The sequence below is a fragment of the Streptococcus infantis genome, from assembly GCF_047464615.1.
Classification (GTDB): domain Bacteria; phylum Bacillota; class Bacilli; order Lactobacillales; family Streptococcaceae; genus Streptococcus; species Streptococcus infantis_Y.
In genome coordinates, this window is sequence record NZ_JASHBO010000001.1 from 221502 (window position 1) to 234436 (window position 12935).

Annotated in this window: 16 protein-coding genes; all 16 read right to left on the reverse strand. The window is 39.8% G+C overall.

Annotated features, from left to right (window positions below):
* Positions 1-6 precede the first annotated feature (6 nt).
* On the reverse strand, positions 7-822 hold the full coding sequence (locus tag QM450_RS01170; protein ID WP_414319416.1) for an ABC transporter substrate-binding protein: 816 nt from the start codon (positions 820-822) through the stop codon (positions 7-9).
* Positions 823-979: 157 nt separating this feature from the next.
* Positions 980-1633 carry a phosphate signaling complex protein PhoU gene (gene phoU, locus QM450_RS01175; protein ID WP_075231712.1) on the reverse strand — a complete coding sequence of 218 codons (654 nt, stop codon included), beginning with the start codon at positions 1631-1633 and terminating at the stop codon, positions 980-982.
* 11 nt (positions 1634-1644) lie between these two features.
* A complete protein-coding gene (gene pstB / locus QM450_RS01180; RefSeq protein WP_414319417.1) occupies positions 1645-2403 on the reverse strand; it encodes a phosphate ABC transporter ATP-binding protein PstB in 759 nt (252 codons plus the stop codon).
* 12 nt (positions 2404-2415) lie between these two features.
* Positions 2416-3219: a phosphate ABC transporter ATP-binding protein PstB gene (gene pstB, locus QM450_RS01185; RefSeq protein WP_414319418.1), complete on the reverse strand. Its 804-nt coding sequence runs from the start codon at positions 3217-3219 to the stop codon at positions 2416-2418.
* Positions 3220-3229: 10 nt separating this feature from the next.
* Positions 3230-4114 (reverse strand): phosphate ABC transporter permease PstA, encoded by an 885-nt coding sequence (pstA, locus tag QM450_RS01190; RefSeq protein WP_000543058.1) that lies wholly within the window; start codon positions 4112-4114, stop codon positions 3230-3232.
* Entirely contained in the window at positions 4104-5021 is a 918-nt protein-coding gene (pstC, locus tag QM450_RS01195; protein ID WP_049509826.1) for a phosphate ABC transporter permease subunit PstC, read from the reverse strand. The genes pstA and pstC overlap by 11 nt, the downstream gene beginning before the upstream one ends.
* On the reverse strand, positions 5021-5899 hold the full coding sequence (locus QM450_RS01200; RefSeq protein ID WP_049530895.1) for a phosphate ABC transporter substrate-binding protein PstS: 879 nt from the start codon (positions 5897-5899) through the stop codon (positions 5021-5023). Before QM450_RS01200 ends, pstC begins: the two co-directional genes overlap by 1 nt.
* A gap of 109 nt (positions 5900-6008) precedes the next feature.
* The gene (locus QM450_RS01205) at positions 6009-7322 is read right to left on the reverse strand and encodes an RsmF rRNA methyltransferase first C-terminal domain-containing protein (protein ID WP_414319419.1); all 1314 of its coding nucleotides are present in this window, start codon (positions 7320-7322) and stop codon (positions 6009-6011) included.
* 6 nt (positions 7323-7328) lie between these two features.
* A complete protein-coding gene (locus QM450_RS01210; protein ID WP_414319420.1) occupies positions 7329-8096 on the reverse strand; it encodes an inositol monophosphatase family protein in 768 nt (255 codons plus the stop codon).
* The gene (locus QM450_RS01215) at positions 8086-8364 is read right to left on the reverse strand and encodes a UPF0223 family protein (RefSeq protein ID WP_414319421.1); all 279 of its coding nucleotides are present in this window, start codon (positions 8362-8364) and stop codon (positions 8086-8088) included. Before QM450_RS01215 ends, QM450_RS01210 begins: the two co-directional genes overlap by 11 nt.
* Positions 8365-8766, reverse strand: a complete 402-nt coding sequence (locus tag QM450_RS01220) for a Spx/MgsR family RNA polymerase-binding regulatory protein (protein ID WP_045763368.1) — start codon at positions 8764-8766, stop codon at positions 8365-8367.
* Between the two features lie 210 nt (positions 8767-8976).
* Positions 8977-9600 carry a TIGR01906 family membrane protein gene (locus tag QM450_RS01225; protein WP_414319422.1) on the reverse strand — a complete coding sequence of 208 codons (624 nt, stop codon included), beginning with the start codon at positions 9598-9600 and terminating at the stop codon, positions 8977-8979.
* Positions 9590-10363, reverse strand: coding sequence for a TIGR01457 family HAD-type hydrolase (locus QM450_RS01230; RefSeq protein ID WP_070458355.1), 774 nt, complete (start codon positions 10361-10363; stop codon positions 9590-9592). The genes QM450_RS01225 and QM450_RS01230 overlap by 11 nt, the downstream gene beginning before the upstream one ends.
* 10 nt (positions 10364-10373) lie before the next feature.
* Positions 10374-11111: an acyl-ACP thioesterase domain-containing protein gene (locus QM450_RS01235; RefSeq protein WP_414319423.1), complete on the reverse strand. Its 738-nt coding sequence runs from the start codon at positions 11109-11111 to the stop codon at positions 10374-10376.
* 4 nt (positions 11112-11115) lie between these two features.
* Positions 11116-12246, reverse strand: a complete 1131-nt coding sequence (hemW, locus tag QM450_RS01240; RefSeq protein WP_414319424.1) for a radical SAM family heme chaperone HemW — start codon at positions 12244-12246, stop codon at positions 11116-11118.
* A 175-nt stretch (positions 12247-12421) separates the two neighbouring features.
* Positions 12422-12935: LPXTG cell wall anchor domain-containing protein (locus QM450_RS01245; RefSeq protein ID WP_414319425.1), on the reverse strand; the 514-nt coding region annotated here is incomplete at its 5' end.

Genomic DNA, 12935 nt, shown 5'->3' on the forward strand with positions numbered 1-12935 from the left:
TATTTTTTATTGTTCTACTTCTGTTAGCTTAGCAGCTTTTTCAAGATAAGTTTGGTAAGTTCCGTCATCTTTCAGTTTTTGGATGACCTTATCGACTACTTCCTTCAAATCTGAGTTACCTTTTTTGATAGCTACAGCATTTGCTTCGCCTTCTTTCATAGTCAAGTTTACTGTAGCCACTGCCAAATCTGAGTTCTTAGCAGCATAGCTTAGTGCTACTGGCTCATCCATATGAACGGCATCTACTTTACTAGATTGAAGCTCGTTGACTGCTTCGCCCATGTTTGTCAAAGAAGTCAACTGTGCCTTTGGAAGTTGCTCTTTTACCATAGATTCAGGAACAGTCCCTTTTTGAGCTGCAATATTAGCACTTGCTAGAGAGTCCAAATCCTTGTATTTTTCAAGATCTGATTTTCTGATCAGGAAGCTAATTTTATTTTCATAGTAAGGAATTGAGAAATCAAAGACTTCTTGTCTTTCTTCAGTTGCACTGATTCCCGCAATTGCTAGGTCTGCTTTTCCTGTTTGAAGACTGGTCAAGACATTATCAAAACTCATGCTTGAAACTTCCAATTTCACTCCAAGTTCATCAGCGATTGCTTGCGCCATGTCAATATCCGCACCTACGACTTGGTTTTTACCATCCACAAGTGCTTGAAACTCAAAGGGAGCATAGTCGGGGCTAGTTGCAACCACTAATTTTCCTTTTTGCTTGATGGCCTCCACTGCAGACTGCGAGCTTGAGCTAGACGATTGGCAAGCTACCAATAAAAAGCTTGCAAGAAAACTACATAAGACAAATATCCATTTTTTAAAATTCATAAATAAACAACCTCTCTGTTAATTTTGTATAATTATAACTCCACAAACTCCGTTTGTCAAGCATATTTTAAATTTTTATGAAAAATTTTCATTTTTTCTTTCAAAAAAGGAGCTTTTACTTACTAACAAGCTCCTTTTTTTGCATAATTAATCAATCTTACAATTCAACAATCTTACCTGTTTCAAAGTAAACAACCCATTCACAGATATTTTTTGCATAGTCACCGATGCGCTCCAAGTATGAAATCACTTGGAAGTAATCACGACCTGTGACGATAGCTTCTGGATGTTTTTTGATTTCTTCTGTAGCTAGGTCTCGAATATTATCAAAGTAATTGTTGATATTTTCATCCATGGTTGCAACTTCATAGGCTTGATCCACAGAACCATTCAAATAAAGTTCTAAAGCGGCTTCAACAAAGTTTTTTACTTCACGACCCATTTTTTTAATTTCTTCTTCAACTGCAGGGATACGCTGCTCACCCTTCATACGAATCGTTGCTTTTGCGATAGATACAGCATGGTCCCCCATACGTTCTAAGTCTGACACAGCTTTTAGAACTGTTAAAACTGTACGTAAGTCTTGTGAAACTGGCTGTTGTAGGGCAATCATTTCAAATGATTTCTTTTCAAGTTTCACTTCGTATTCGTTTACTTCTGCATCTTCCTCAATGACTTCTTTAGCCATGTCACGGTCATGCGTTACAAAAGCACGTACGGTACGATTGATTTGGGAAAGAACTTCTTGTCCCATAGCATAAAACTGATTATGCAATTTCTCTAAATCTTCTTCAAATTGAGATCGTAACATCTTCTCACTCCTTATCCAAATTTACCTGAAATGTAGTCCTCTGTCTCCTTATGTTGAGGATAGAGGAACATATCCTTGGTATCGTTAAATTCAATCAAATCTCCATTGAGGAAAAAGCCTGTCTTATCGGAGATTCGAGATGCTTGCTGCATAGAACGCGTAACCAAGAGCATGGTGTATTTGTCTTTTAGACCATACAAGGTTTCCTCAATCTTACCAGCAGAAATAGGGTCCAAGGCTGAAGTGGGTTCATCCAAGAGGATGATTTTAGGGCTAGTCGCTAATACACGTGCCACACAAACACGTTGTTGTTGCCCACCTGAAAGACCAATAGCAGAGTCATGCAAGCGATCCTTGACTTCATCCCAGATTGAAGCACGTTGTAAAGCCTTCTCCACTGCTTCATCTAAGACCTGCTTGTCTTTTTCCCCATTTATACGGAGGCCATAAACGACATTTTCGTAGATAGACATAGGAAAAGGATTGGGTTGTTGGAAGACCATACCAATTTCTTTACGTAATTCAACCGTATCAGTACGAGGGCTATAAATATTGTGACCATTATAAACCACTGAACCAGTAGTGGTCACCACTGGATTTAAATCTCCCATACGATTGATAGCCTTGAGCAGGGTTGATTTTCCTGATCCTGATGGCCCTATAAGAGCTGTAATTTCCTTGGGTTGGAACGATAAGGAAACACTATTCAACGCCTTCTTTTTGTTGTAATAAACAGACAGGTCTGAAACCTGTAAAATCGGTTCTGTCATACTGTTCCCTTTCTAACCAAAGTGTCCAGTTACATAGTCATTTGTTGACTGTAGCTTCGCATTTTGGAAAATATTAGATGTCTTATCATACTCGATCAAGTCACCCAGGTAGAAGAATCCTGTGTAATCACTAGCACGCGCAGCTTGTTGCATACTGTGTGTCACGATAATGATGGTAAAGTCCTTCTTCAACTCAAACATAGTTTCTTCAAGTTGAGCTGTCGCAATCGGATCCAAGGCTGATGCTGGCTCATCCATTAAGAGGATGTCTGGTTTTACAGAAATAGCACGAGCGATACAGAGACGTTGCTGCTGACCTCCTGAAAGCGTTAAGGCTGACTTGTGAAGGTCATCTTTGACCTGATCCCAAAGGGCAGCCTGGCGAAGTGAGGTTTCTACAATTTCATCAAGGACCTTCTTGTCCTTAACTCCTGCACGTTCATGTGCAAAGGTGATGTTGCGGTAGATTGATTTAGCAAATGGGTTTGGACGTTGGAAAACCATTCCGATGTGTTTACGCATTTCATAAACATTGATTTCAGGACGGTTAACGTCGATTCCCTGATAGAGAATTTGTCCTGTAACCTTAGCAATATCAATGGTATCATTCATACGGTTGAGACTGCGTAGGTAAGTTGATTTCCCAGAACCTGACGGTCCAATCAAGGCCGTAATTTTATTTTTTTCGAATTGCATATCCACGCCCTTGATGGATTCATTCTTACCGTAGTAAACATGTAAATCCTTCGTAGAGAGGGCCACTTTTTCTTCTGGAAAAGTAATGATATGCCTTTCATCCCAATTATATTTCGACATGGCTTCTCCTTTAGGCAGCGGTTAATTTCTTATGTAGATAGCTTCCGAGTTTTCGTGCTCCAAAGTTAAAGATTAAGATAAAAATTAAGAGCACCGCAGCAGAACCCGCTGAAACAAGTGTCCCATCAGGAATAGTTCCTTCACTGTTGACTTTCCAGATGTGGACAGCCAAGGTTTCTGCTTGACGGAAGATTGAGATTGGACTGGTTACACTAAGGACATTCCAGTTAGACCAGTCAAGGGCTGGTGCTGATTGTCCTGCTGTATAGATAAGGGCGGCTGCTTCACCAAAGATACGACCTGAGGCAAGCACGATCCCCGTTACAATACCAGGTAGGGCTTCGGGGATAACGACATGAAGAACTGTTTCCCAACGAGAAAGTCCCAGCGCCAAACCAGCTTCACGTTGCGTATGGTGAACATGTTTTAAACTGTCTTCAACATTACGAGTCATCTGTGGAAGGTTAAAGACAGTCAAAGCCAAGGCACCAGAAATAATGGAAAATCCATATTCAAACTGAACTACAAAGATCAAATAACCAAAGAGACCTACAACCACAGATGGCAGTGAAGACAAGATTTCAATACAGGTACGAACGAAATTGGTAACACGACCTTTTTTTGCATATTCAGCCAAGTAAATTCCAGCTCCCATTGATAGAGGTACTGAGATGAATAAGGTAATCACCAAAAGGAAAAAGGAATTATAGAGCTGAATCCCAATACCACCACCTGCTTGATATGAGGATGATTTTCCAGTCAAGAAGGACCAAGAAACATGAGGTAAGCCTCGAACCAAGATATAGAGAATCAAGGAAGCAAGAATGGTCACAATGATTCCCGCGATGGTATAGAGGACAGCTGTTGCAAGTTTATCTAATTTCTTAGCGTGCATAGTTTTTCTTTCCTCTTTCTTTCGTAATCAATTTAATCACACTGTTAAAGGCCAAACTCATCAAGAGCAATACTAAGGCCAGTGACCAAAGAACATTATTATCAACAGTTCCCATAACGGTATTACCAATTCCCATGGTCAATACAGATGTTAAAGTCGCTGCTGGTGTCGTCAATGAAGTTGGAACAACTGCTGAGTTTCCGACAACCATCTGAATCGCAAGGGCTTCACCAAAGGCACGCGCCATACCAAAGACTACAGCCGTAAAAATACCTGAACGAGCAGCCTTCAAGGTTACACGCCAGATAGTTTGCCAACGAGTCGCTCCCATGGCTAAACTAGCTTCACGATAGTGACGAGGAACTGCACGCAAGCTATCAGTTGTCATAAAGGTTACAGTCGGCAAAATCATCACAAAGAGAACGAAAATCCCTGATAAAATACCGAAACCTGTTCCACCAAAGACACTACGTACAAATGGTACCACGACCTGCAAACCAATAAATCCATAAACTACCGAAGGAATCCCAACTAGAAGTTCGATAGCTGGTTGCAAAATCTTAGCTCCTTTTGGCGATACTTCTGTCATAAAGACTGCAGCACCAATTGCAAATGGTGTTGCAATCAAAGCTGATAGGATGGTAACGATAAAGGAACCTAAAATCATTGGAAGGGCGCCAAACTGTTTACCCGAAGGGTTCCAAGTCTGTCCAAATAAAAATTCAAAAATGTTAACACCATTTACGAAGAAGGTAGATAACCCTTTCTGAGCCACGAAAATCAAAATCATGGCTACAATGATGACGATCAAAGAAAGGCAGGCAAAGGTTAGCCCTTTTCCTAATTTCTCAAGACGAGAGTTTTTTGAGGGAGAAAGTAATTTTTTCGATAATTCTTCTTGATTCATTATTGGCTCCCTTCTATTGCTGTCACAGTACCTGCAGCATCTTTTTCGACCTTCATTTCCTTAACAGAAATATAGCCCATTCCTTTAACAATTCCATTCTGCGCTTCGTCCGAAAGAACAAAGTTTAAGAACTCGGCAACCAATTCATTTGGCTCACCAAGTGTATACATATGTTCATAAGACCACAAAGGCCAATTATTCGTGGTTACATTCTCTGAAATTGGTTCATAACCATTGAGTTTGATAGTCCCAACAGAATCATCAACATAGGCAAATGCTAGATAGGAAATAGCTCCAGGGGTCTGAGAAACAATTGATTTGACCATCCCGTTTGAATCTTGTTCCTGACTTTGCATTGCTGATTGCCCATCCATGATCACACTGTCAAAAGTCGCACGAGAACCTGAACTCGCAGCACGATTGATAATAGAGATGGCTAAATCTTTACCACCGACTTCTTTCCAGTTGGTAATTTCTCCTGTGAAGATTTGTCGGAGCTGATCCGTCGTTAGATTATCAACATCTACTTCTTTATTGATGATAACAGCCAAACCTGCGACAGCTACCTTATGGTCGACCAATGCTGAGGCATCAATACCGTCTTTTTCCTCCGCAAATACATCGGAGTTGCCGACATCTACTGCTCCTGACTGAACCTGCGATAGTCCTGTACCAGAACCACCACCTTGAACATTGACTGTTTTTCCGATGTGAGCTGATGCAAATTCATCTGCAGCTGCCTCGACTAAAGGTTGGAGAGCAGTTGAACCAACAGCAGTCATAGACTCCCCACGATCAATCCAACTTGCACATCCTACTAACGAACCAGCAAGTAAAAGAGTCGCAAGAGAGAGTGTGAGTTTTTTAAATTTTTTCACTATTTGTCTCCTTGAAAATAATGATGAATAGCTTGGAATTTCGCCCTATTTTTCTAATGTTTTATGCAAAAATCCATACTTCCACTATAACATAGAATACTGATTTTGACTAGTTTTTCACCTTAAACCTCAAGCCCTTAGGGAAATAATTCTTCAATGTATTTCCTGTCACTTTTGCAAAACCTAAACCATTTCCAGCTACCAAAACTTGGTACCAGCCATTTGGCAAAGTTTCAGATAATTGAACTGTTTCACCAGCTACATACTTGACAAAGTCCTCTTGATGAATTTCAATTCCTTGATTGACTAGACTTGGTTTCAAAGCTAGGCCAAGTGCAAAACTTGGTTCAAAACGTTTTTTCTTAAAGGTTCCAAGATGAAGTCCGTTTCGTGCAATTCTTAGTTTTCCTAAATCTGGTAGACCTTCTGGCAATAAATACAGTTGGTCTCCAAAAACCTGTAGGACTCCAGCCAGTTTCTCTTTTAAATGTTTCTTCTCAAAATCCTGCCATAAGGAAATCTGTTCTCGAGAGAGGTTGGATTTAGAAGGCTTGAACTTAGAGACTTTATTTTCCCCTCGAAATTGTAAATGGGCAACAAACTGTCCTTCTCCCTTAAAGTGATGTGGATACATTCTAGCGGCTTCAGGTAAGTCAATCCCAGGGACCATTCCATTGATATGTTGAACTGGGATCAATTCAAAATCATAGTTATCCAGTAACCATTGGATAATTTCTTCATTTTCCTCTGGAGCCCAGGTACAGGTAGAATAGACCAAACGACCACCATCAGCCAACATGGTGACTGCATCCTCTAGAATTTCACGCTGCAAGTCAGCACATTGGCTTGGATATTCTACACTCCAATAATCCATAGCATCTGGCTGTTTTCGGAACATTCCTTCTCCAGAACATGGAGCATCTAGAACAATTAGGTCAAAATATCCCTTAAACACTTTAGCCAAACGATCGGCAGATTCATTGGTCACAACTACATTTGACGCTCCAAACCGTTCCATATTTTCAACCAAAATCTTTGCTCGCTTGCTAGAAATTTCATTGGAAACAAGAAGACCTTCGCCTGCAAGATAGGCTGCCAGTTGAGTGGATTTACCACCGGGAGCCGCTGCCAAGTCCAAGACCTTCATACCAGCCTTTGGTTGAGCTACTTGTGCAACCATTTGTGCAGCAGGTTCTTGGGAATAGACCAAACCTGTTACATGCTCAGGTGATTTCCCTGAAACCTTGCCATAATAGCCCCAGGGTGTATTTAGAATAGCATCTGAAAAAGAAACTTGGCTTTCTTTTAAGGGATTGATGCGAAAGGCGGAAACTGCCTCATCATCAAAAGAGGCAAGAAAAGCTCTTGCCTCATCTCCCAATATTGCTTCATATTTTTTTACAAATCCTTCTGGAAATTGCATGTAAGTTTATTTCCTTTCATAGATATAGGATTGGATTTCTGCCAACTTGTCAGTTGGAACCATCATAATTGGTTGTCGTGTCTGAAAATCCACCGGTTCTCCAGTTAAGGTTACAATCTGATACCCTAAACTTTCTCCTATGATACTAGCTGCAGCATAGTCCCAAGGTTGGAGGTAGGTAATATAAGTCAATAGCTGACCTGAGAGGATTTTTGAAAAGCTGATAGCTGCACTTCCATATATTCGCACACCAAGTGAAGCATTAGCCAATTCTGCTACACCCCAAGCGTTTGTTTCCAACATACCAGCATTACTCGCAATCAGAAAATCACGCAAGGGCTTATCCTTAAAATTAGGCAAGGGTTCTTCATTGAGACAGGCCTGAAAAGCACCTCCTCCATGATAACAATGACCTTTCATGACATCATAAATGATCCCAAACTGACCCACACCGTTTTCAAAATACGCTACCATAATGGCGAAATCTTCACCTTGGGCGACAAAATTGTTGGTACCATCAATGGGATCAATGACCCAAACAGATCCACATCCAACTGAAGCACGCAGACAGCCCTCTTCTGCACAAAATTGGTCATCAGGATAATGCGAACGAATTCTATCAACCAAAAAATTCTGAACTTCCTTGTCCAAACGAGTCACCAAGTCTGTAGGAGATGATTTTCTCTCAATATTCAATTCTTCCTGCATGTGAGCTAGAATATAGTCTCCTGCTTCCTTGACAATCTCTTTGGCAAACACAAATTTATTTTCCAAGCGAAATCTTCCCTTCCCCTTGTTCTTTGGCTAGTTGAACAGCACGATAAAAAGAATAGCCACTTGCAATTTCAAATTCTCGACCCAAGCGTTTCTCTTCACTCTTGCTTGGAACAACCGCTTTGAATCCCTTGTAGGAATCTAGTAGTTTCTTTGCTTCTACCTTAGTCTCATAGGCTGCTTCAACATCATTAAAAAAAGAAAGCACTGAAGCAAGTTCTTCAGTGCTCCACGACAAATCTAGTGGGTAACTATACTGTTTATTCATCTAATTAATACCAGCTCTCAATGTAGCTTCTTTCAGTTCTTGTTTACGGTAACTACGAGGGAGAAAAGCACGAATCTCATCTTCATTAAAACCGATTTGCATCCGTTTTGCGTCAATAATAATCGGACGACGCAAAAGACTCGGATACTGCTCAATTAAATGAAGCAACTCCGATACTGAGATACTCTCTACATCAATATTCAATTTTTGAAAAATCTTTGAACGAGTCGAGATGATGTCATCAGTACCATTTTCGGTCAAGGAAAGAATGTGTTGCAGTTCTTTTCTCGTTAAAGGGCTGGTCATAATATTATGCTCTTGGAATGGCACTTTATGATTCTCGAGCCAGGCCTTTGCTTTACGACATGATGTACAACTCGGTGATAAAAATAGTGTAATCATGCTTTCCTCTTCTTTACATACTTTTCTATTTCTATTATACAAAAAAATAAAGCGCTTGACTAGTTATTTCCGTAAAAAAACCTACTTTTTCAAGAAAAATAGGTTTTTTAGAATCACATATGAATGTTTTGCTTAAATATAGAAATATTCATGTTACAAACGATAGTTTTTTCCTATATTTTATTTGGAATCAGTAATACTTTTCTTGACTTATCTATTTGTTTTTCTACTCTGTAGGTACAGAAACCCAAAAATCAATTCATACAAGCAGAAAAAGAGGAGAAAGGCATGGAGGAAAAAGTTCTCTGGTAGGATGAGAATTACAGGATCTTTTGCTGGATCAAACAACCAGGTATCATCACCTACAAATAGAATCTGATGAAATAAGGTAAAGAATTGTTCAAAACCAATGAAAACACCAACTAAACCAAGAACCAAAGGTAGAGAAAGCATGATTAAGAGTGCTCTACGATAAAGTGGCAGAAAACCTTTCTGAATAACTTGCTTCCAAAAAAGATAGAAAATAGGTAGAGTTACAATTGCTACAACTTGTGCTAGATGGAAGAGTCCCTTTACAACCACAAAGTGATGAATACCAGAAGCAGAGGAAGGAAAATCCGGCATTTCCAATACTTGACTCAATGGATTGGTCAAATAATCCATCAAAACATTAAAATTATGCTGGATGGTCTGAGGTTGCAGATGAACACGATTTGTCAAGTTTAACCAAGAAATCTCCAGAGGGTAAACCAACCAAGCCAGGTAAATGGTCAATAAAATCGCAAGCGAGAGGAGAAAGAGAATACTTCCTACAAAAGTAAACTTAGTTTTCATCGAAATTCCACTCCGCTAGACTTGAAAGGACATGAGTTGGAGCAATTGGCAAATCCTCTACTTCTTCAGGTTTTGTAAATCCTGTCGTTACCAAAAGACTAGGAATACCATTGTCAATACCAGCTCGAATATCAGTAAGATAATTATCTCCCACCATGACAATTTCTTGGCGTTCAAGTCCTAGGTGTTCAACAGCCTTGTCCATAATAATCGCATTAGGTTTTCCAATATAAACTGGTTTTACACGAGTTGCTGCTTCAAGAAGAGTAATCAGTGAACCGGCACCAGGCAAAAGTCCACGTTCCGTTGGAATATTTAAATCAGGGTTGGTACCGATAAAATGAGCTCCTTTATGGATAGCTAGGGTTGCAGTAGCAAATTTTTCATAGTCTACTTGCCAGTCCAAGCCAACAACCACATAGGCTGGATTTTCTTTATCTTCGACATACCCTGCTGCTTGGATGGCCTCCTTTAGGCCTGCTTCTCCGATGACATAGACTGTCTTTTCAAGTCCTAGGTCATTCATGTAATCAATTGTAGCTAAAGTTGCAGTATAGATCGTCGATACAGGCGTGTCAATGTTAAACTGATTGGCTAACATCTCTTGAACACTTTCAGGCGTACGAGTGGTGTTGTTTGTCACAAAAAGATAAGGAATCTCTCTTTTTTGTAACTCATGGACAAAAGCTTCTCCTGCTGGGATTCTATCTTTCCCCTTATAGATTGTTCCGTCTAAATCAATTAAATATCCTTTATAAGTCATATCTTTCTTTCTAATCTTTGTTAATTTCTTGCCAAGTTATCTTTGCTTGAGCATTGATATCGCCATCACTTGAGACTTGGTGATTGCTTTCTAGTCCATTCAATTCATAACTAGAAGTAATCATTCCGCCTGGTCGAACTTCCTTGACATATTTGAGGTTGATTTTTTTGGGGATATGATTAGTCAGGAAATCAGCTCCCATGACCTCAAAAATCCAATCTAGGTATTTGCTGTTATTGACGTGACCATTCATATCTAAGTCATAGAAACGAACGTGGTAGTCCTTGCTTATCGCTTCTTCCAGCTCTGTATATTTTGGCCCACGGACCAGTTTCTTAGAAAAATCAGATTGATAAGGAGCGACAATTTCTGGTACTACAGGATGAACCTTTCGACTCTCACGATCCATAAGGACAAAGGTAGCTACCATATGAATGATTTCTTGACCATCTTCATCATAAATAGTAAATCGGCGGTAGCAAAATAGACGATTGTAGGTCAAAGCCTCTGTTTCGATGGTAATTTCCTCAGCAAAACGAGGTAAACGAACCACATCGATATCATAATCTGTGATAATCCAGACCAGATTATACTGTTCTAAAACATCCTTGTCACTCACTCCCAGTTCAATTGACTGCATCCCTGATACCTGGAGGGACAACAAGATAAGGTCTGGTAGCTTGATATGGCCATTCATGTCAGCCATATCAAAAGGAATTTTCATCTTCATTTGATAAGTTAAGCCCATAATTTTACTCCAATATAAATCGTTCTGCTACTGTATCACCTAAGAAGAGCCCTCTCTTAGTCATACGAACACGATCACCCTCAACCTGCATAAGACCTTGTTGAATCAATTCTCTAACAACATCTCCATAAAGTTCCTGGAAAGACCGTTCGAATTTTTCTTCAAAGCGTGCCATGGAAACTCCTGACTTCTTCCGAAGGCCGAGAAACATCTCTTCTTCCATTTGCTCCCTTTGACTCAAGTGTTCTTCATTGATACGAGCACTTCCCTCTTCTACCTCCTTTAAATAATGGCGAATAGGCCCATGATTTTTATAGCGAACACCGTCTACATAGCCAGATGCACCTGCACCAATACCATAATACTCGGCATTGTCCCAGTACATAAGATTGTGACGACTTTCAAAGCCTGGTTTAGAAAAGTTAGAAATCTCATAGTGCTCAAAGCCAGCTCTTTCTAGTTCTGCAATGATATACTCAAACATCTCTGCTTCTAATTCTTCCTTTGGAAGTGGTAATTTCCCTCGTCTCATACGATTCATAAAGACCGTATGATTTTCTAAAATTAAGCTGTAGAGGCTCATATGAGGAATATCAAGGGCAATTGCCTTAGCGACATTGTCCTTTACCTGATCCATGGTCTGCCCAGGAAGTGCGTAGATCAAATCAATGGAAACATTGTCAAAACCAGCCAGTTTGAGACGATCGATATTTTCATAAATATCCTTTTCCGTATGACTACGCCCTATCTTTTTCAGCATTTTATCATCAAAGGTCTGAACACCTAGTGAAACACGATTAACTGCAGAATTTTGCAGAACAGCAATCTTATCAGCATCCAGGTCACCAGGATTAGCCTCAATGGTCAACTCTTCCAACATTGATAAGTCCAGATTTTTAGTCAATCCTTCTAACAAAACTTCCAATTGAGAAGCAGACAAGGCTGTCGGTGTCCCACCACCAATATAGAGTGTACGCAATTTTTGAATATCATAAGAATGAAATTCTTGCAGTAGATGCTCTAGATAGCTGTCTACTGGCTGATTTTTGATAAAGACCTTGGAAAAGTCACAATAATAACAAATCTGTGTGCAAAATGGTATGTGCACGTAGGCTGATGTCGGTTTCTTCTGCATAGTATTTATTATACCACAAAAGCGAACAATACTTAGAATTCCGTTTAACAAAATCCTAGCATTGTTCGCTTTCTTTATCTAAACATTCTTTTTATTTTACGACTAACATGATTCCCAGAACCAATCTAGTTTGTCTTTATAACACAAAAGAATGAATGTTTATTTGACTAAATTTTTAGTCTTCTTTTTTCTTTCCCAAAGCAAGTCCGAGACCGCCGAGCATACCAAGAAGTCCTAGAGATGCAAGAGTCGCGTTTGATTCAGTACCAGTATTTGGCAATACTTTTTGAGAATCATTTGACTTAGCTCCATTATCAATAGTAGCTGTAGTATCTTCGTGATTTACATTCGGATTAACTGCAACTGGTGTTACCTTACCTGGTGTTGTTACTGGAACTTCTACAGCTGGTTTACCTGGTTCTGTAATCTTACCTGTACCTGGGACATCTTTCTTAGGAAGTTTGTCATTTGGTACTTTACCTTTACCGTCTTGACCGATTTCAACAGTGATTGGACCATCTTCACCTGGGATTTCTACTTTAGTTCCTGGTGGGAATGTTGAGCCATCTGGTTTCTTAGGCGTTACAATCGCATTTCCATTTGGTTGTTGAGTAATTTCAATCTTACCTGGTTTTTCAGTTACTGGTGTTGCTGGTGTTACCTTGCCTGGTGTTTCAACTTTAGGAACT

Bases quoted from the DNA above. Each gene is read 5' to 3' on its own strand.
- QM450_RS01170 (WP_414319416.1), bottom strand. From the start codon at position 822: ATGAATTTTAAAAAATGGATATTTGTCTTATGTAGTTTTCTTGCAAGC.
- pstB (WP_414319417.1), bottom strand. From the start codon at position 2,403: ATGACAGAACCGATTTTACAGGTTTCAGACCTGTCTGTTTATTACAAC.
- QM450_RS01225 (WP_414319422.1), bottom strand. From the start codon at position 9,600: ATGAAAACTAAGTTTACTTTTGTAGGAAGTATTCTCTTTCTCCTCTCG.
- pstB (WP_414319418.1), bottom strand. From the start codon at position 3,219: ATGTCGAAATATAATTGGGATGAAAGGCATATCATTACTTTTCCAGAA.
- QM450_RS01235 (WP_414319423.1), bottom strand. From the start codon at position 11,111: ATGGGCTTAACTTATCAAATGAAGATGAAAATTCCTTTTGATATGGCT.
- QM450_RS01220 (WP_045763368.1), bottom strand. From the start codon at position 8,766: ATGATTACACTATTTTTATCACCGAGTTGTACATCATGTCGTAAAGCA.
- phoU (WP_075231712.1), bottom strand. From the start codon at position 1,633: ATGTTACGATCTCAATTTGAAGAAGATTTAGAGAAATTGCATAATCAG.
- QM450_RS01205 (WP_414319419.1), bottom strand. From the start codon at position 7,322: ATGCAATTTCCAGAAGGATTTGTAAAAAAATATGAAGCAATATTGGGA.
- pstA (WP_000543058.1), bottom strand. From the start codon at position 4,114: ATGCACGCTAAGAAATTAGATAAACTTGCAACAGCTGTCCTCTATACC.
- hemW (WP_414319424.1), bottom strand. From the start codon at position 12,246: ATGCAGAAGAAACCGACATCAGCCTACGTGCACATACCATTTTGCACA.
- QM450_RS01230 (WP_070458355.1), bottom strand. From the start codon at position 10,363: ATGACTTATAAAGGATATTTAATTGATTTAGACGGAACAATCTATAAG.
- QM450_RS01215 (WP_414319421.1), bottom strand. From the start codon at position 8,364: ATGAATAAACAGTATAGTTACCCACTAGATTTGTCGTGGAGCACTGAA.
- pstC (WP_049509826.1), bottom strand. From the start codon at position 5,021: ATGAATCAAGAAGAATTATCGAAAAAATTACTTTCTCCCTCAAAAAAC.